The following is a 19,058-nucleotide window of genomic DNA, read 5'->3' on the forward strand; positions in this document are numbered from 1 at the left end:
CCGGCGGTGAACGCGCTGCGGCTATGTATAGCCTAATCGGCACTGCGCGCTTGAACGGTCTCGATCCCGAGGCATATCTCGCCTACGTGCTTTACCACATCGCCGACCATCCGGTCAACCGCATCGACGAACTGCTGCCATGGAGCGTGGCGCTGTCGCTGCCGTCTACTGCTCACGTCGAGCCCATCCGATAGCATCGCGACTCTTCTGCATCGACAAGCTGCACTACAGTTTCGCAAGGGCGCCTACAATCTACCTTTCGCTTAACTTCTTCGGCCATGTCTATTGCTGTCGAATCCCCCGATCAACCTGACGTGATTGCTCTAATTGCAGAGCTGGACGCCTATCAGGACACTCTATATCCACCAGAGAGCAGGCATATCCTTGACCTCGCAGCGCTGAAGCAATCGAATGTTCTGTTTGCAGTTGCGAGAGACGTTGCGGGGAGTGCCATTGGCTGCGGAGCAATAGTGATCCCCCCAGCATTTGGTGAACTCAAACGAATGTATGTTAGTCCTCGCGGTCGCGGGCAAGGCGTCGCAAAGAAACTCATGGCCCTTCTCGAGTCGAAAGCCAAATGTCTGGGCTGCAAAGTGCTTAGACTTGAAACTGGCCCGTATCAACATGAGGCACTAGCGTTGTATGCCTCGGCAGGGTACGAGCGCTGCGGACCGTTTGGCGATTATACGAATGACCCACTGAGCGTATTCAAGCAGAAGCGCATCGCAGCCTGAGGCTTCGCGATTCGTCCTGCGTCAACCTACGTTGCTACGGTATTGATCGTGTGCTTACGCGTGAGCCGACGCCCGCGTACCAGGTGCGCAAGGCGGCCAGGGAAGCGGCGTCGGGAAAGGAAAGCAGGTCCGGAAGATCAGGTATCCGAAATTATAGGCTTCGGGATGACCGCGGCGTGACAGCTGGATGTGACGCGTTTTGCAGAACGGCAGTTTTGCTCCAGAACGCGCCCCTATCGCTAACAAGGGTTAGCGATAGGGCTGCAATGGCCAATCCTATTTTTACTTCACGACGCGATGTCTCTGAGGTGCGGAGACGGGCCGTGGTCCGTCACTTTCGGCTGTCGGGTCAGGAAGAACGATGCCAGAAGGATCATGATGAAACCCACCATATTCTGGGCATTGATAGATTCAGACAAGAAGAGGACCGACAGGGAAACACCGAAGATAGGTGTGAGGCACAGGAGGATCGCCGAGAGGCTGGTTGAGATGTACTTCATGCCGCACAGGTAGAAATAGAACGATAGCCCATAGGCCAATGCGCCAGATGAGACTGCATAGACGTTGAATTGATCGATACTCAACGAAAAGCCACCACGAAGCAACTGGAAAGCAACGACCAAGACCGTACAGCAACTCAGTTGCCAAAACAGGAGCGATTCCGCGCTGTTCTTTTCGCTGACGATTCGCGAAGAAAGCGTGACGTAGGCCGCTGCGAAGAGCGTGCCGAGCAGGACCAGGTAGTCTCCAGAGTTGATCGATATGCCGGACAGAATACTTTGCTTGGTCGTGACGAGGATGGCGCCGACGGTAGACAGGCCACCCCACAACAGAGTACGAAGCGAAACGCGTCCTTTGAAAAACACAAACGACAGACCGATGATCATCAACCCCTCCAGCGCCTGGAGGATGGTCGCGTTGATTGCGCTGGTTTTACCGAGTCCGATCAGCACCAGATAGAAGGCAATGCCTGGCTCCAGTATGCCCAACCAGCCGTGCCGGCACTCCCGAAGGGATAGCTTGCCGCCGATAAGCGTGACGACGAAAATGCTGAGCTAGGCCGCCAGGAGCTGGACCACGAAAAGACTGTCCTCGTTGGTGCCGAGCAGACTGCGTTTGCTCAACACCATGCCACCACCCCAACAAAGCGTTGCGAGGACGGTAAGCGCGGTCCCCTTGCGGTATTCCGAGCGCGACGTCATTGGCAGACCTCAATAGATCAGGTTGGGCGAGTTGGCCGCACGGATCGGCGGGAACGGGTTAAAGTAGATCGCTTCGTTGTCGACCGGATAGCCGTGGAACATGCCGAAATCGATCGACCCGAGTTGATACTGACGCGCGGTAAAATACTCGATCGTCAGCCATTTCCAGTCTTCGATTGCCGGATCGCCCATGACGGTCGGTACTTCCGTCAGTTGACGTGGAATCAGGATGTCGGTGTGGTAGCGGGCGGAGTAGTTCGCGATCGAGAAGTTTTCCGGCACCGTGCTCGGCCGCTCGCCGAACGGACATGTGTTGCTCGCATCGATGTTGTGCCAACTGGTTGGCGGAAGTCCCTCTACGCCGATTCCGCCGTTGCCGATCGACTGCCAGGCAAACTTCCGGATGTTGGCGACCGCATCTTCCACGTCCTTGAACAAGCCCTGTCGGACCATATTGTTGGCGTAGTGGCCGACGGCGTTGATGGAAATAACCGCTCCCCCTGGAATGCGGCGATTGTGATTCGAGGTCAGGTGCGCGGTCGCATGAAAGAAATTGATGCCGGCCTTGAACAGATGTATCTGTTCATCGAGCTTGAGCGGCGCTGCTTCCGTATAGATGACGTCAGGCTGGATCGGCCCGAACTCGTGAAAAAGAAGGTCCGAGATGCGGGTGAATATCTGTAGCAGATGGCCCGACGGTGGAATGCGGCTCAGCTTCTCAACGTTCAAAAAATAGAGTACAGCATTGCTTTCCCCGCGGGCGCATTGATCCTTCCAGTCTCGCCGACACTGCCTGAGATAGGTCCGGAGATGGGCATCGCCCTGCGAGATATCTTGTTCGTCGATGACGAAGACCGAGATCAGAATCCCGCGCTTTCCGGATGATCCCAGTCGACCGAGGATGCAAGGCTGAAATTTCCGGGCCCAACTGAACAGGATTTCTTTCTTTTCGTGCTTGTCGCGCGTTGCAAAGAGGTGTTCGTTGGTTTCATCAATATCAACGTCATACGATGCGGTCTCCCGATCATCGGAAGGTGCTGCTTCTATCAGTTCGAAAAGTTGCATGACCATTCCCAGCGGTAAATTCAAACCGACAGGCCACCCCGCCGCTGCTATGAGGCATCGCGGGTTATCAAGTCGAACGGGGAATGAACCTAAACGGGACGTAGCGGCGCCCAGGGAGCAGGTGCAAACTGGATCCACTGGATGGACCCATGCACAATGGTGGGTATTTTGATGCGAGCATCCATGATGCAACCCTTGTATGCGCTGTCCCATCCACCATCGGAAGATGGGACAGCGCAGAACACATGCAATTATATGCGTAGTACACACATAGAATACAGAGGCTTGAATGGAAAAGCAACGCCTTGACAACCTGCTGGGTGCGCTTTCCCTGGCGGTGTCGGACCGCATCCGGCAAGCGGTTCTGGCTGAAACTGGGATGCATGAAACAACGATCTTTGCGCTGGTACTGCTGAGTCAACGTCCAACCGCTACGATCGACACGCTGGCTAGACTGCTAGGTCTGGCACACTCTACGGTCGTGCGGCTTGTGGAGCGGTTATCCGGAGACGGGTACGTCGAGCGTCGACCCGGTGCTGACAAACGCGCCGTCATTCTGGAACTGACATCGACCGGCAGAGCGACGGTTGACAGAGCCCTTTCCGCTCGACAGGTCGCCGTCGAACAGATCACGGCTCGACTTTCCAGTGAACAGCAGGACGCGATGGTCACCATGTGTGAGCAGATCCTCACGATGATGTCGGGTGACGTAGTCACGGCGGTTCGCATTTGCCGGTTATGTGATGAGGGGGCTTGCGATCTCGAGCGATGTCCGGTCGAGCAACAGTACCGTTCCCACGCAAATCGGCCCACGGGCATATCGCGCTGAACAGGCTCGATATTGTTCGGATAGATTCGAACCGAAGCGCGCGCTCAACGGTATATTTTTCATATAAATCAGTTGCATATCCCGAGATGTGGCGGGTTTTTTACGAATCCCGGCCATACCTCAACATGATGCAAGCCGTGCACGCGGCCAACTGATCGACTTCATAAAAGAGCGCGGTTTGCAGGTTGCGAGCTTTTACACAGAGAACGAATCCGGCGCTTCGCTCCAACGCCCGGAACTGTTTCGCCTGCTCGATGATTGCCAACCAGGTGACGTGCTGTTGATCGAACAAGTAGACCGCCTGTCACGTTTGACCAACGACGATTGGCGCAAGCTTCGCAACGATATCGAACAACGGGGAGTTTCGATTGTTGCCCTCGACCTGCCGACCTCCTGGATGCTGCTCGACAATAGCGCGTCCGGCGAATTCATGGGTCGCATGCTCTCCGCAATCAATGGCATGCTGCTCGATATGCTCGCAGCCGTTGCACGCAAGGACTACGAAGACCGCCGCCGTCGCCAAGACCAGGGCATCGCCAAGGCAAAAGCACTTGGCAGGTACGCAGGCCGCGCACTCGACATCGGGAAACGCGCCGACATTCGCGCAATGCTCGACAAGGGCCACTCGTATTCCGAGATACAGTGCGTTCTCGAAACATCGCGCGCAACAATCGCATCCGTCGTGAAAGAACGTGCAGCGCAACAAGCCGCCTGAGCCGTCAATTCAACGGAGAAGATGCCCCCAAAATTTAAGGTTCATCACGGATTACCGGGATAGGCGGCCTTGATCTTGAGGAAGAAGTAAGCGCTGTCCCGGTAGCCGTAGGCCATGCGCTTCATGACCTTGATGCGGTTGTTGATACCTTCGAGCTGGCCCGTGTGCATGGGCCAGCGCATGCGGGCAAGGATGCCTCGCCAGTATGCGGCCAGCTTGTTGGCGAAGCGCCGCAGCGGCTCGATACCGCTGGCGCGGGCCTGCGCCAGCCAGGCCCGCCAAGCGCGACGCCATTGCCACACGGTCATCGGCTGCCACAGCTCCTTGGGCACCGATTTGAGCACGTAGACGGTCATCAGGGCCTGATTGGCTTCCAGCAATTCGTGTAACTTGATCTCCTGCTCGGCCGACAGGTTCTCGCGATTGCGCAGCAACAGCCAGCGCGAGCGTTTAACGACGCGCCGCAGCGGACGCTCATGCTTGAGCCGGTTGGCTTCATCGACCCGTACCCGATCGATCACCTCCCGGCCATATTTGGCGACCACGTGATACAGGTCGTACACGATGCGCGCATTCGGGCAGTGTTGCTGCACCTCCAGATCGAAGGCGGTGTTCATGTCCATCGCAACGGCTTCGATCGCTTTGCACCTCTCGATGCCGAGCCAGTCGAAGAACGGGCGAACCGCTTCCCGGCTGCGTCCTTCGCCAACCCACAACACGCGGCGCGTGTCGGCGTCCATCACCACCGTGGCGTAACGGTGGCCCTTGTAGAGCGCAAATTCGTCCATCACCAGTCGACGCGGCCGCGCTTCGGGCAACGCCTCAAGACAGGCCTGCATGCGTTGCGCGTCGATGCGTCGGACGGTTTCCCAATGCAGCCCTGACAACTGGCAGACGTGGGCGATCGGCAACTTCTCGCACCAGCGCCCGACGAATTCCGCCAGACGCCGGGTGATGCGCGCGTGCCGATCCAGCCAACTGACACGCTCGGTGCGTGGTCCGCAGCCGGCACATCTCACCCGCCGCAGAAGCACTCGCAGCCAGACCGCATCGCCCAGCATCGGCAGGTCGCGAATCGTGCGCCAGCCTTGTTCATGCACGCGCTCGCTGCGCTGGCCGCAACCCGAGCATCGAGCGCAATGGCCGACTTCAGGCAACAAGGTGATGCGCGTCACGCCAGGCGTGCGCTCAAGTTCGGAAACGGTAAAACCTTCCCAGAACGGGAGGTCGAGTTTATGATCGGCCATGAAAGCGGTGGTCGTCGGAATTGTCTGATTGGTCGCACAACCAGTCTATTCCTTCGGGCACCGCTTTCCTTTTGCGCGCCGCCTTCACGCTAATCCGTGATGAACCAAATTTAAGGGTTCTCAGGCATTCGCTCCATTAGAATGCAGCTTTTGCATGGATACGGAAGTGAATTCATGACGTCGTCTGAGGACAAGCCACGAACCAAAGGTTCGGCCATCGAGCGAGTGATGGAAATCGTCGAGATCGTGTCGAACTCGGCGCTACCGCCCACGCCCGCCGATATCGCCTATTTGCTTGATATTCCGAAGCCCACTGTCCATCGTCTGCTCCAGCAGCTGCAGACAGATGGGTACGTCCAGATCAACATGCGAGGTCAGGCAGTCCCGGGGGCCCGACTCGAAACCATTGCACAGGGTGTCCTATATACCAGTCAGCACAAGGCTCTACGGCAGGCGATTCTGCGCCGCCTATCGGCAGAGGTTGACGAAACCTGCGGCATTTCGATCGCTGATGGAATCGAGATGGTTTACTACGATCGGTTTCAGAGTAATTGGCCGTTGCAGGTGCACCTTCCAACCGGCATGCGTACGCCGATCTGGTGCACTGCAAGCGGCAAGCTATACCTAAGTACCATTGCAAGCCCACAACGGACACGGATCATTGCCAACCTGCCAATGCAGCGCATGACCCATCGCACGATCACCGAACCGGCAGCACTCGAAGCAGCGGTCCAGAGCATCGAACGGACGGAGTTGGGTATCGATGATGAGGAGTTTATCGCCGGAATGGTTGCAGTCGCGGTGCCCGTCAAGGACGCGCAAGGACGCAGTTTTGCCTTCCTCTATGTTCATGCGCCAACGCTGCGCAAAAACATCGATGACCTGCGAGCCTGCGAGCCTGCCATGCGCCGCGCCGCTGCCAAGTTGGCACAGCTCGCTGAAGCGCCGCAGAGTGAAGACTAAAACCGGCGCCGGCAATGGCATTTCCAGGCGCTGCAATCCGTAGCGCCGAAAGATCACATCGGCGCAACCGGATACCGCTATGGCCGGCAGCGTCTCATCGAACGCGCTGTGTACAAAACCGTAGCTGGCGCCGATTCCCGTCCCTCCTGTGTTTCCAATCCCATCCGATCGCACAGCCACTGATGCTGTGACCCTCCGCTAGTCCTCCTTTTTTCCTCTCTGCGTTTGGCGGTCTCAATCTAGGCGCCCACTCCGACCGCTGCCGGCGAGCCGCGGGCGCGACAGATCCTCGCCTGGCCATGCAATGTATAGATGATAGCAATCGTATCACTATCGAAAAATGTCCATTAGCCTGGCTGCCTCAGCGCATGGGCTTGAGCGCTGAATTGTACGGGGTATTAAGGGATTTCCCTAGTGGCGGTTCGGTACCTGTTGCCTAGACTTCGTGTTCTATAACGATACGAAACGTATCATTATTTAATATGGACACGCGTTCAGCGAATCCACGGGAACGAGCAACTGGAGGCACGACATGGCTGTAACCAACGCAGGTACAGTTCCTACGCACGAAAGAGGTCTTACTGGCGGGCACAAACGCGTCATCATCGGATCGAGCCTCGGCACCGTCTTCGAGTGGTATGACTTTTATTTGTACGGCTCACTGGCTGCGAACATCGCGCATCAGTTCTTCAGTGGGGTCAACGAAACGACGGGATTTGTCTTTACGCTGCTGGCCTTTGCCGCCGGATTCTTCGTGCGGCCGTTTGGCGCCGCTGTTTTTGGCAGCCTGGGTGACCGCATTGGCCGCAAGTACACATTTCTGGTCACGATCTTGATCATGGGCATGTCTACCTTTCTGGTTGGCGTGCTCCCCAGCTACTCCAGTATTGGAATTGCGGCTCCGATCGTTCTCATCGTGTTACGCATGGCCCAAGGTCTAGCGCTGGGAGGAGAGTATGGCGGGGCAGCAACCTATGTTGCGGAGCATGCGCCGCCAGGAAAGCGCGGCTATTACACAAGCTTCATACAGACGACCGCGACGATTGGGCTCTTTTTGTCCTTAATGGTGATTCTGACGTGCCGCTTGAGCATCGGTAATGACGCGTTTGATGCCTGGGGTTGGCGTATTCCGTTCCTTGTGTCGATTGTTCTGCTCGGCATATCGGTGTGGATCCGCGCTCAATTGCACGAGTCTCCGCTGTTCAAGCAGATGAAGGAAGAAGGGCGCACCGCCAAGTCGCCAATTCGTGAGAGCTTTCAAGGGGGCAACGCAAAACGCATGCTTGTGGCGCTCTTTGGCGCTTCCTCTGGCGAAGCGGTGATTTGGTACACCGGGCAGTTCTATGCGCTGTTCTTCATGACCCAATTGCTCAAGATTGACGGTACTACGGCAAACGTGTTGCTGGCGGTGGCGCTCGGAATAGCGTGTCCGTTTTTTATCGTGATGGGTTGGCTGTCAGATCGCATTGGACGGAAAAAGGTCATCCTCGCCGGCTTCGCATTGGCGATAGTCACCTTTTCTCCGCTGTTCAAGGCGCTGACTCACTACGGTAACCCGGCTATCGAGGAAGCTCGTGCCAACGCACCCGTTGTCGTGGTAGCAGACCCTGCCACTTGCAGCTTCCAGTTTGATCCGATTGGTGTACGGAAATTTACGAGCTCTTGCGATATTGCTACTGCGTCGCTAGCGAAGGCAAGTGTTCCATATGACATCCAGTCCGCTGCTGCGGGGTCGCTCGCGCAGATCCAGATCGGGACGACAGTGCTTAACTCGTACGAGGGCGGTGGTTTGAAGGGCGAAGAAGCGAAATCGAAGAATTCGGCTTTTGGCGCTTCGCTTAACGCTTTGGTCGGTAAGGCCGGCTATCCGGCAAAGGCAGACCCCTCACGAATCAACAAGACGATGATGATTCTGGTGCTGTTCGTGCTGGCATTGAATGTGACCATGGTCTACGCGCCTCTGGCGGCTTTGCTTGTCGAACTGTTCCCGACGCACATTCGCTATACATCCATGTCGCTGCCGTATCACATCGGTAATGGCTGGTTCGGTGGATTCCTGCCCGCCATTTCTTTTGGGCTGGTGGCGGCGACGGGCAACATGTACAAGGGCTTGTGGTATCCGATTGCTATCGCGGCGCTCAACCTGGTGATCGGGCTTGTGTTCCTGCGCGAAACCAAGGATGTGAACATCACTGCGAGTTAAACGATACGCAATCGATAAACGTGATGAACATGCAAAACACGACATTTGACTTTATTGTTATCGGGGCCGGCTCCGCGGGCAGTCTGCTCGCGAATCGTCTCAGCGCCGACAGGACCAGGAATGTCCTGCTGGTCGAAGCGGGCGGCACCGATAACTACATATGGATCCACATTCCCGTCGGCTACCTCTATTGCATCGACAATCCACGCACGGACTGGCAGTTCCGCACCGAACCTGAGCCGGGACTCAACGGCCGGCAGATCATCTACCCACGCGGCAAGGCGCTAGGCGGATCATCCAGCATCAACGGCATGATCTACATGCGCGGCCAGGCACGTGACTATGATCACTGGGCGGAGTTGACCGGCAATCCGGAATGGTCCTGGAACAACTCGCTGAAGGACTTCAAGGCTCACGAAGACTTCTACAAACTCGATCCGAATCAGCGCGAACAACTGAACGGCCGCGCCGAGGCGATTGCGAAAGTGCATGGCAGCGGCGGTGAATGGCGCGTCGAGAAACAGCGTCTTCAATGGGAAATCCTTGATGCGTTCGCCAAAGCCGCCGAACAGGCCGGCATTCCCATCATCGACGACTTCAATACGGGGGACAATTTCGGCGTCAGTTACTTCAATGTGACGCAGAAAGATGGCTGGCGCTGGAATACGTCGAAGGCGTTCCTGCGCCCGATCAAACACCGCCCGAATCTCACGGTCTGGACGAACACCCGTGTGAAAAAACTCACGATCGTGCGTGACGGAAACGGTGCGTTACGCTGCACGGGCGCGGAAGTCATCCGTGATGGCGAGCTGGTGACGGTGAACGCCGCCCACGAAGTCGTGCTCAGTGCTGGTGCGATCGGCTCGCCGCACATTCTCCAGCACTCGGGTATTGGTCCGGCATCCTTATTGAACAGTCACGGCATCCCAGTTCTCCAAGACACGCCGGGAGTGGGCGCCAATCTCCAGGATCACCTGCAGATCCGCGCGGTCTACAAGGTCGAGAACTGCGACACCCTGAACGTGCTTGCGTCGAACATGGTGGGCAAGGCGAAGATCGGACTCGAATACGCGCTGCACCGTTCCGGCCCGATGAGCATGGCGCCGTCCCAGCTCGGCGCGTTTGCCAGGAGCGACCCCTCACGCGCGCACGCCAACATCGAGTATCACGTCCAGCCGCTCAGCCTGGAAGCGTTCGGGCAGCCGCTGCACACCTTCCCTGCCTTCACCGCCAGCGTGGCAAACGTCAATCCGACCAGTCGCGGCACGGTGCATATCCGCAGCGGCAACTTTGAAGATGCGCCGGCCATCGCCCCGAACTACCTGAGCACCGAAGACGACCGCAAGGTCGCGGTGGACGGCCTTCGCCTGACGCGCCGCATTGCAAGCCAGCCGGCGCTGGCGAAATACAACCCGCAGGAATACAAACCGAGCCCGCAGTACGAGTCGGATGCGGAGCTCGCCAAGCTGGCGGGCGATATCGGCACGACGATCTTTCACCCGGTCGGCACCGTGAAGATGGGCAGTCTTGCGGATCCAGGCGTGGCCGTCGACAGCCATCTCCGGGTGCGCGGAGTCGCCGGGCTTCGTGTGGTGGACGCGAGTGTGATGCCCACCATCACCAGCGGGAACACCAGCAGCCCCACGATGATGATCGCCGAGAAAGCCTCGCTCTGGATTCAGAAGGGCTATTGAATCTATCTGGCTATTCACGGTAGCAGGCCGTTGAATTACCTCTCAGCCGGACGCATGTCCGATCCCACATTTTGCGACGCTCACCGCGAGGCTCTCGATTTCAGTTCGATTGCCGCATTCTGGTACGTATCAATGGCGTTGGGCGTCTGAGGGTGTCCATTTCAATGCATTACGCGCCCTGCGGACGCAAGGCGGCCAACGATCTCAATCGCGTCAGGTTATAAGCTGCCATCGTCAGGGTCAGCAGTTGGTCCACTTGCTCGAGACCACGAACCATGACCTGTCGCAGTGGGCCTATCGTCTTGCCCCAGCCGAAGCACTGCTCGATGCATTTCCGTTTGCGCTGACTCAGCGCGTAACCCAAGTGCCGCGTCGTGCGCTTGTCGATCGCGCTGCCGCCGCCGCGCTTCGTATTCCGCGCCACGTGCGGCGTCACGTTCGCGTCCCGGCAAGCCTTGATGAACCCGCGCGTGTCGTAACCCTTGTCGGCGCCGACTGTGATGCGTCGATCTGGTAGCGCGACGTCCCGCAACATCTCGGCGGCAATCTCGCGCTCGGCTCGGCCATTCGCCCGGCTGGCCTGCACATTGACCACGAGACCGTGCCGATTGTCGGTCAGGACATGACCGAGATAGCTCGGCAACGCCGGTGCCACATTGCTCTTTCGGTACAACCGGCAGTCACCGTCGCTCTTTGACTCATGCGTTTCGTTGCTGCGCATCTGGCCGTGCCAGTTGCCTGGCGGCCGGTCGTCGTCGCTACCATCTTTGCGACGGATGCTCTTGTGGCTAGTCCAGGCCTGAATCAGTGTGCCATCGACGCTGAAGTGCTCGCCCGACAGCAGGCCCCGTTGCTGCGCCGTTTCCACCGTCGCGTTGAACAGCTCCGTCACCGCGTCGAATTCCAGTAGTCGATCCGGGTTCTTGCTGAACACTGAGTGGTTCCACACCGCATCCTCGATCGACAGGCCTACGAACCACCGGAACAGCAGGTTGTACGAGATCTGCTCGACCAGGTGCCGCTCGCTGCGGATGCTGTACAGCACTTGCAGCAGCATCGCCCGCATTAGTTTCTCGGGCGCGATACTCGGTCGGCCTCCCTTCACGTCGACTTCGTACATCGCCGAGAACTTCGCGTCCATCTTCGACAATGCTTCGTTCAGCCACGTCCGGACCTGGCGCAGCGGATGCGTCTGCGGAACAAATTCCTCTAGCCTCACCGTGCTGAATAGCGATTCGTTGTAACCGTCCGCGCCTCGCATCTGCCTGCCCCTCCTTGATCTCGGGAACCTACATCCTGCTGGACGGATTAAGGTATTTCAACGGCCTGTTAACACCACCGCAGTGCGTGGAATTTTAGGGTTAGATAATATAAATCTGTATAAAAAAATCTAGCTTGTTCCTTTTGTTTCGCATTGATATGCTCGACTGAAATATAAATTTATTGATCGATCTCGGAATTTCTTAAATTCGCGAGACTATTGGAAATCGAGACGCATTGTGGAATCGTACTGGATAGTCCAGCACGATCGGTCGGGCTGTCCGGCGAAGGCCGAAGCTCGTTGGTGGATGAACTTTCATGCAAGCGGAGTCGCGATTGGTGTCAGTCGATTACACGGCGGTTCGCAATACGGCGAACCAAGCGATCGAGGAATTCGTGGACAACCGGGTGTTTGCCGCGCTCGACGCGGGTAAATGGAGCGTGACCGACTACCAGCATTTGTTGCTGACATTGTTCTATCAGATTTACCAGGGCTCGATGTCGTTCGCGGCGGCAGCTTCGAATTGCCCGACGCGTTTGACCGAGCTGCGCGAGTACTTAGTGGCTCATGCCCACGAAGAAATCCCACACTACAAGTGGATCCTCGACGATCTCTACTCAATCGGCTACCAGGGCCCAGATCCGAAGACGCTGCTGCCGCAGCCGTCGGCGATGGCCTACGTGGCGTTCAATGTGCACAACGCACTGCATATGCCGGGCACGCGCTTGGCCAGTTCGATCGTGCTGGAAGGGATCGGCCAGCGCCATGGTGCCTCGTTCGGCAAGCTCGTGTTGGAAAAAACACCGCTGAAGCACGAGAACCTGAGTTTCTTCTTCTCGCACGGCGAGACCGACAAGGAACACGTGGTCGAGCTGTGGGACATCATCGACCGTTCGCCGCTTAACGACGAAGAGGTGCGTTGGATGGCACATGCCTCCTATATAGCAGGCAGCTTCTACAAGCGCATGTGGGACGACTCGCTGGATTACGTCGAATATCGCTGATCGAGAGAGAGGCTTCGGCCCCGGAAACCGAGAGTACTGCATATGTCGGAAGATGAATCGGCTGTCGTGGAAAGCCTGGTGTCGGCCGAGGCGCCGTCAGACGGCTTCCCACAGTTCACGGTCTGCATGCTAGATCGCGACGATCCGAAGGTGATGCGCGAAGTGGCTGGCTTATGGCAGCGTGTCTATGGTGCCGAGCGTGGTCTACTCGAGGTCGAAGATAACGCGCATGCGGTAGAGGATACCTATCACAGCAGCAGCGACTATCTGGCGGTGTTCGTCCGGCCCGACGTCGGCGCTGCCGAGACCATAATCGCGACTGTGCGCGTGGTAGGCGATTCGCAGGTCGGCTTGCCGATCGAGCGGTTCTTCCCACTCGGCCCGTTCAAGCGCTATACGCAATTGGTCGAGCCGCAGCGGTTGATCGTCGATCCCGCTTGGCGCCGACGTTGTTTCGACAGCGCGCCGTACGGTTTGTCGGGACTGTTATTCAAGGCCGTGGTTAAGCGCTACCTGCTCGGCGGAGGTAATACCACGCTGGTCATCGATGCTTTTTCCGATAGCCGCGAGAGTCCCCTGCACGCTTTCTTGAAGATGGGTGCCCAACGAATCGGCGCATCGTTTCACGACAGTGAGCTTGCCAGCGAGACGCCTAGCGTAGCGCTGCTCTGTTCGCGGTACGACATTACCACCCAGGCGCTGCGTGCCGAGAAGTCGCGCTTCGCCCGTTACCTGCTCAAGTGCGGCCAAGGAGATTGAGGTATGGAACTCTACAAGAAGATTATCGACGAGGGCGGTCAGGAACTGCTCGACCTGATCCTGACGGTCAACGTCAACTTTTACTTCTCGGAGCTCGAGATCATCGATCTGTGCGCAAAGTGGATTCCGCGCCGTGATGATCTTCGCGAGAAGTTCTATCTGGTGCATCACGCGCACGACGAGGTGTCTCACTCCAACTTCTTCAAGGACGGCGTGCGCCACCTCGGCCTGCAGTGGGACGACGCGTTGATCGAGCGCTATCGCCTGAATGACATCGACAACCGCTTCGACAAACTGTTCAAGAGCGACGACGAACTAGAGGTACTAATCGGCCTGAATGTATATGCCGAGGGCGTGCTTGCGATGGAGGAACTGGTCGAGATGAGCGAGACGCGTCCCGACATCTTTCCCTCTTTCACTCAGATCGCACGCGAGGAAGTGACCCATCTCGCATTCGGGAAGAAGGTACTCGAACGCATGTTCGAGGAAAACCCGGAGGAGCGCACTCGTGCTCAGGTGCATTGTGACTGGTATCGCGACCATATCCATCCCTACCTCTGGCGCGATATCTCCAACCTTCTCGATACCGGCATCCGTCACGGTGTGCTTTATCCCGACTTCCGCGAGCGTGCAGTGGCGCGCTTCGACAGCGAGATGAGCTCACTCGGCCTGACTGTCGACTGGCGCAGTGCGACGGGCATCGAACTCGCGGCGTGATGAAGATTGATGAGATGTTCTCCGACAGCTATGATGCGGCGCGCGCGCGTTTTCTTGAGATAGCCGGGCATCGCGGTGCCCGGCTCACGCAGAAGCACAACTCCGCACGCGGCCCGGAGGGCGTCACGCTGACAACCGACGTAGCCTGGCTCGGGCCCGCCGACGCCTCACGCGTGCTGGTGGTGGTATCGGGCACGCACGGTGTGGAGGGTTATGCCGGCTCGGCAATCCAGTGCGCGTGGCTTGCCGATGAGGAAACGGGTGAACTACCCTGCGACGCAGCGGTGCTGCTGGTGCACGCGCTGAATCCGTTCGGCTTCGCTTGGCATCGGCGCGTCAACGAGGATAACGTTGACCTGAACCGCAACTTCATCGACTGGTCGGCTGAGCGCCCGAGCAATGACGGCTACGACGCCTTGCACGATGCCTTGCTGACGGGCGACGACGATCCGGTGGCGCGCGTGCGCGCCGATGCGGCGTTGTACGATTTCACCGGCCGGTACGGCATCGCCGCGTTCCAGGAAGCCCTCTCGCGCGGCCAGTATCGTCATCCTGATGGGCTGTTCTACGGCGGCAACGAAGCAACATGGAGCGCGAGGCTGATCGGTGATCTGGTGCGCGAGAGCCTCAGCCATGCCACTGACATCGCGTTGGTAGACCTGCATACCGGGCTCGGGCCATACGGCGAGGGGCAGCCCGTGTCGTTCGACCTGCCGGGCTCGGCCGCGCTTGCGCGGGCCCAGGCTTGGTTCGGTCCGACGCTCGGCGCGCCACGCGCTGGCAGCACGGTCTCGAACGACTTGGACGGCACGCTTTACGACGCTTGGCAGCGCTGGCTGTTCGGTCGCCAACTGACATCGATCGCGCTTGAGTTCGGCACCCACCCGGTGCCGGACGCGGTTGCCGCGCTGCGTGCCGAGGCGGTGGCCTGGCGCAATGAGCCCTATGGCAATTCGCCAGCCATGTTGCGGGCACGGGCAGTCTTGCGCGCGTTCTTCGACGTGCCACGCGATGACTGGCGCGAGGCCGTGCTGAGTGGTGGCCTGCGCGTGCTGCGCACCGCGCTGGCCGGTGTGACCGGTAGTGTGCTGGAAAATGAGCGTGTCTGACGACAAGGAGAGGCAGCAGATGCTGACGATGCGAAGCTTCGGGCAGACCGGAAGTCCCGCCATGCAGGATCAGGCGACGCAGCCGACTCAGGCCAATGCCGCGCTCGAGGTCTGGCGTGAATGTATCGCGACCGCCCACACCCGCATTGCCCCTCGCGTGCGGCGCACGCCGGTGCTGTCGCTCGCCGCCGGCAGCATCGGCTTTGATTTCTCGACGACGCTGAAACTCGAAACCTTCCAGTACACCGGCTCCTACAAGCCACGAGGCGTCTTCAACCGGCTGCTCGCGCGTGGGGACGTGAACGGTTCGCGTACCGTGGTGGCTGCCTCGGGCGGTAACCACGGCATCGCGGTCGCCCATGCCGCGAGCGCGCTCGGCTTCCCGGTCCAGGTGTTCGTGCCGACGCTGACGCCGCCGGAAAAGCTGCGGCAGATCCGCGAACTCGGCGGCGAGGTGATCGTGCGCGGTGCGAACTACGGCGAAGCGCTGGCCGCTAGTGAATTACATGCGCGCGAGACCGGCGCGCTTGCCATCCACGCCTTCGACGAACCTGAGCTTATCGAGGGCCAGGGCACGGTCGCGCTTGAACTCGATGAGCAGGCCGGCGCGCCCGACACGGTACTGGTTGCTGCGGGCGGCGGTAGCCTGCTGGCGGGCGTCTGCGCCTGGTACGCCGGCACGGCTACTCGCGTGATCGGCGTCGAGCCCGAGACGGCTCGCGCGGTTGGTGCCGCGCTCGACGCGGGCGAGCCTGTGGACGTGACGGTCAGCGGCGTGGCGGCCGATTCGCTCGGTGCGCGCCGCGCTGGCCGCCATACTTTCGAGGTGATTGCGCCGCGGGTGGCGCACATGCTGACGGTCACGGATGCCGAGATCGTCGCCGCCCAGCGCGCCTTCTGGCATGAGCTACGGCTGGTGGCGGAGCCGGGCGGCGCGACCGCTTTCGCTGCGCTGTTGGCCCGCCGTTACCTGCCGGCGAACGATGAGCGCGTCGCCGTGATCGTATGCGGCGCGAACACAGATCCCGCCAAGGTTCGCGGTGAGCCCGTCGAGGCGCGGTACTGACCTCCTTTCTCAAATGTTCGCTGGCCACTGGCCACTACCTACCCTCCCAGACATGAACGCCCGTAATTTCACCCTGTTGCTGACGCTCGCCGCCCTCTGGGGCGCCTCCTTCCTGTTTATCCGCGTCGGTGCGCCCGAGTTTGGGCCGGTCCCGCTGATGGCCGTGCGAATTCTAATTGCGGCGGTGTTTCTCGCGATCGTGCTGGCCTCCAAACGCGGCTTCCACAAGATGTCCGGCAAGCTGTTGCCGCTGTTCGTGATCGGCGTGCTAAACCAAGCGCTGCCGTTCTGCCTGTTCGCCTACGCAGAACTGACGCTGCCGGCTGGGATCACCTCAGTGATCAACGCAACCACGCCACTGTGGGCCGCGATCGTCGCCTTCCTGTTGATCGGCGATCGTCTGAGCGGGCTGCGCGTGGCAGGCCTGTTCATCGGTTTCGCGGGGGTGCTGATCCTAGTCTGGCAGGATCTCACGGGCGGCGGCTCGTTTGGCGCTAGCGCGATCGCGCCGATCGCGGTATTGGGCGCGACACTGCTTTACGGCATCTCGGCGAACGCCACCAAGAAATTCCTGGTCGGTGTTGATTCGCTCGCGATCGCTACCGGCAGCATGATTGGCGCGGCCATCGTGCTGCTGCCCTTCATGTTCGTTTACTGGCCTGCGCATGCAGTTTCGGCACCGGCCTGGGGTTCGGTGATCGCGCTCGGTGTGGCTTGCACCGGCGTCGCCTACATCATCTATTTCTACCTGATCTCGACCGCCGGGCCAGCCCGCGCGGTCTCCGTCACTTTCCTGGTGCCGATTTTCGGCCTGATATGGGGCTCCCTGTTTCTCGGCGAAACCATCACGCGCACCATGTTACTCGGCTGCGCGGTGGTGATCCTCGGCACCATGCTGGCGAGCGGCGTGCTGAAACCCCCTGTGCCGGGCCGTAAACGTTCGGCCTGATACGAATTGCTTCTAGCGGTGCGTGCTGCCACCCCTAGTCCACCGCAATGCTCAGCTAGCCGGCTGCTCGGCTGTGTGAGGATTCTTCACGGTTTCCATCAGCCACTGGCGGAATAGGCGTGCGCTCGGGTTGTCGAGAGTCTGCTCCGGATAGACAAGGTAGTACGCGTATTCGGGGATAATCGGCGCATCAAACAAGATCATCAGGCGGCCGTCGGCCAGCTCCGAGGCGATGATCGACTTGCGCGCGAGCGCCACGCCATGACAGGCCAGAGCCGCGTGGATTACGCCGTTCGAATCGACAAACATGGTGCCGCGATCACCGCGCATGTTACCCACCTGGTAGTAATCAAACCAAGACAGCCATTCCTTGTGCCGTTCGTCATGCAGCAGCGTGACGCGGCCAATATCCTGGAAGGACTGGAACGGGCCGGCCTGTTCGATCAGGCGCGGGTTGCAAATCGGATAGAGCGGATCGTCGAGCAGCAGCTCGGACTTGAGCCCTTGATAGCGGCCTGCGCCGTGACGCACCGCGAAATCGATCTGGTCGTCAACAAAGGCGGCGTAGCGATTGGTAGGACTGATCCGCAGGTCGACGCTGGGAGCCACGCGCGCGAGTTCCGACAGGCGCGGCACCAGCCACTGCATCGCGAAGCTGTGTGCGCAACTGACCGTGACGATATCCGTGTGGTTGGCATTGCTACGCAGGCGGTCCGTCGCACGAAGGATCAGATCGAATACCTGCTGCAATTCCTTCAGGTAGCGGATGCCGTGCGGGGTGATGTCGATACCCCGCGGCGAACGCTGCAACAGGCTGACGCCCAGCTCTTTCTCGAGCTTGACGATCTGCTGGCTGATAGCCGAGGGCGTCACGTGAATCTCCTCGGCGGCCGTCTTGATGCTGCGGTGTCGGCCCACGCTCACAAAGTAGCGCAGGGCCCGCAAGGACGGCAGCGCTGCATATTTGTTCGAACTCGACATGTAGTTCTGACTCTGACGTAAGTTTAATCGTTCTCTCCTCACTTACCGAGTTTGCACCACAACCCCGGCGGGAGGTTACTCTCAGCATCTGCATGGTATGCATGGATCCTGTCACGGTCGCCTCAATGGCTCGATGAGGCGGCAACCGAGCTCGAGCATGCGATGTTGGCGCGACTGGCGAAAAAGCGGCCTGTATCAATTGTGCCACCGGAGGATTGTCCGTATCTTTACGACCTTCGCGTACGCGGCCTGATCTAACAGTTGTTTTCATTATTGCCGCCGGATGTGCCTGGGCATCGATTATTCTGATGTGACCCTGAACCAGAATTAGTCCCGGTCGGAAGTGGAGATTTCCGGCTTGTGACCCTGAACCAGAATTAGTCCCGGTCGGAAGTGGAGATTTCCGGCTTGGTTGAGTTGTCAGGCAAGGCGGATTCCCTTGCCTGATGGGCGAATTCGGCGGGCGTCATCCACTGCAATGCGGAGTGGGGACGAACCTCGTTATAGTACGTGCGCCAGTCGTCGATTTTGCTCTGCGCATCGGCCAATGACAAGAACCA

Annotated in this window: 19 protein-coding genes; 13 read left to right on the plus strand and 6 right to left on the minus strand. The window is 59.0% G+C overall.

Features of this window, described 5'->3' with window-relative positions:
* Together BFF94_RS36715 and BFF94_RS36720 are read left to right on the plus strand one after the other, a co-directional pair.
* Window positions 1-194: transposase domain-containing protein (locus BFF94_RS36715; protein ID WP_219140423.1), on the plus strand; the 194-nt coding region annotated here is incomplete at its 5' end.
* A gap of 84 nt (window positions 195-278) precedes the next feature.
* Window positions 279-734, plus strand: coding sequence for a GNAT family N-acetyltransferase (locus BFF94_RS36720; protein ID WP_128843252.1), 456 nt, complete (start codon window positions 279-281; stop codon window positions 732-734).
* Between the two features lie 287 nt (window positions 735-1,021).
* Here the strand turns inward: BFF94_RS36720 and BFF94_RS36725 are convergent, their stop codons facing one another.
* Both BFF94_RS36725 and BFF94_RS36730 read right to left on the minus strand, forming a co-directional pair.
* Complete coding sequence (locus BFF94_RS36725; RefSeq protein ID WP_128843251.1) at window positions 1,022-1,723, minus strand: DMT family transporter; 702 nt, start codon at window positions 1,721-1,723, stop codon at window positions 1,022-1,024.
* A gap of 222 nt (window positions 1,724-1,945) precedes the next feature.
* On the minus strand, window positions 1,946-3,001 hold the full coding sequence (locus tag BFF94_RS36730) for a hypothetical protein (protein ID WP_128843250.1): 1,056 nt from the start codon (window positions 2,999-3,001) through the stop codon (window positions 1,946-1,948).
* Between the two features lie 289 nt (window positions 3,002-3,290).
* Between BFF94_RS36730 and BFF94_RS36735 the strand changes: the two genes are divergently transcribed.
* Entirely contained in the window at window positions 3,291-3,830 is a 540-nt protein-coding gene (locus BFF94_RS36735; protein WP_128843249.1) for a MarR family winged helix-turn-helix transcriptional regulator, read from the plus strand.
* A gap of 88 nt (window positions 3,831-3,918) precedes the next feature.
* A complete protein-coding gene (locus BFF94_RS36740) occupies window positions 3,919-4,545 on the plus strand; it encodes a recombinase family protein (RefSeq protein WP_128843248.1) in 627 nt (208 codons plus the stop codon).
* Between the two features lie 44 nt (window positions 4,546-4,589).
* Here the strand turns inward: BFF94_RS36740 and BFF94_RS36745 are convergent, their stop codons facing one another.
* Entirely contained in the window at window positions 4,590-5,792 is a 1,203-nt protein-coding gene (locus BFF94_RS36745) for an ISL3 family transposase (RefSeq protein ID WP_128843247.1), read from the minus strand.
* A gap of 174 nt (window positions 5,793-5,966) precedes the next feature.
* On the opposite strand from BFF94_RS36745, the gene BFF94_RS36750 reads away from it, so the two are divergent.
* From BFF94_RS36750 to BFF94_RS36760, 3 genes are all read left to right on the plus strand, one after another.
* Entirely contained in the window at window positions 5,967-6,755 is a 789-nt protein-coding gene (locus BFF94_RS36750) for an IclR family transcriptional regulator (RefSeq protein ID WP_128843246.1), read from the plus strand.
* 532 nt (window positions 6,756-7,287) lie between these two features.
* Window positions 7,288-8,958 carry an MFS transporter gene (locus BFF94_RS36755; RefSeq protein ID WP_128843245.1) on the plus strand — a complete coding sequence of 557 codons (1,671 nt, stop codon included), beginning with the start codon at window positions 7,288-7,290 and terminating at the stop codon, window positions 8,956-8,958.
* A gap of 29 nt (window positions 8,959-8,987) precedes the next feature.
* Window positions 8,988-10,652 (plus strand): GMC family oxidoreductase, encoded by a 1,665-nt coding sequence (locus BFF94_RS36760; protein ID WP_128843253.1) that lies wholly within the window; start codon window positions 8,988-8,990, stop codon window positions 10,650-10,652.
* Between the two features lie 169 nt (window positions 10,653-10,821).
* On the opposite strand, the gene BFF94_RS36765 is transcribed toward BFF94_RS36760, so the two are convergent.
* Entirely contained in the window at window positions 10,822-11,913 is a 1,092-nt protein-coding gene (locus tag BFF94_RS36765; RefSeq protein WP_219140442.1) for an IS5 family transposase, read from the minus strand.
* 338 nt (window positions 11,914-12,251) lie between these two features.
* Between BFF94_RS36765 and BFF94_RS36770 the strand changes: the two genes are divergently transcribed.
* The 6 genes from BFF94_RS36770 to BFF94_RS36795 are packed head-to-tail and all read left to right on the plus strand — an operon-like array spanning window position 12,252 to window position 17,517.
* Window positions 12,252-12,917, plus strand: a complete 666-nt coding sequence (locus BFF94_RS36770; RefSeq protein ID WP_246637497.1) for an iron-containing redox enzyme family protein — start codon at window positions 12,252-12,254, stop codon at window positions 12,915-12,917.
* A 42-nt stretch (window positions 12,918-12,959) separates the two neighbouring features.
* Window positions 12,960-13,676 (plus strand): N-acyl amino acid synthase FeeM domain-containing protein, encoded by a 717-nt coding sequence (locus BFF94_RS36775; protein WP_128845023.1) that lies wholly within the window; start codon window positions 12,960-12,962, stop codon window positions 13,674-13,676.
* A 3-nt stretch (window positions 13,677-13,679) separates the two neighbouring features.
* Window positions 13,680-14,393: a hypothetical protein gene (locus BFF94_RS36780; protein WP_128845021.1), complete on the plus strand. Its 714-nt coding sequence runs from the start codon at window positions 13,680-13,682 to the stop codon at window positions 14,391-14,393.
* The gene (locus BFF94_RS36785; RefSeq protein ID WP_246637499.1) at window positions 14,393-15,502 is read left to right on the plus strand and encodes a M14 family metallopeptidase; all 1,110 of its coding nucleotides are present in this window, start codon (window positions 14,393-14,395) and stop codon (window positions 15,500-15,502) included. Before BFF94_RS36780 ends, BFF94_RS36785 begins: the two co-directional genes overlap by 1 nt.
* Window positions 15,495-16,568, plus strand: coding sequence for a threonine/serine dehydratase (locus BFF94_RS36790; protein WP_246637498.1), 1,074 nt, complete (start codon window positions 15,495-15,497; stop codon window positions 16,566-16,568). The genes BFF94_RS36785 and BFF94_RS36790 overlap by 8 nt, the downstream gene beginning before the upstream one ends.
* Before the next feature lie 52 nt (window positions 16,569-16,620).
* Entirely contained in the window at window positions 16,621-17,517 is an 897-nt protein-coding gene (locus BFF94_RS36795) for a DMT family transporter (RefSeq protein ID WP_128845019.1), read from the plus strand.
* 51 nt (window positions 17,518-17,568) lie between these two features.
* On the opposite strand, the gene BFF94_RS36800 is transcribed toward BFF94_RS36795, so the two are convergent.
* Both BFF94_RS36800 and BFF94_RS38075 read right to left on the minus strand, forming a co-directional pair.
* Window positions 17,569-18,498, minus strand: a complete 930-nt coding sequence (locus BFF94_RS36800; protein ID WP_128845017.1) for a LysR substrate-binding domain-containing protein — start codon at window positions 18,496-18,498, stop codon at window positions 17,569-17,571.
* Window positions 18,499-18,875: 377 nt separating this feature from the next.
* On the minus strand, window positions 18,876-19,058 hold a 183-nt coding region (locus BFF94_RS38075; protein WP_246637491.1), incomplete at its 5' end, for an integrase core domain-containing protein.

Source organism: Burkholderia catarinensis (genome assembly GCF_001883705.2).
Classification (GTDB): Bacteria; Pseudomonadota; Gammaproteobacteria; order Burkholderiales; family Burkholderiaceae; genus Burkholderia; species Burkholderia catarinensis.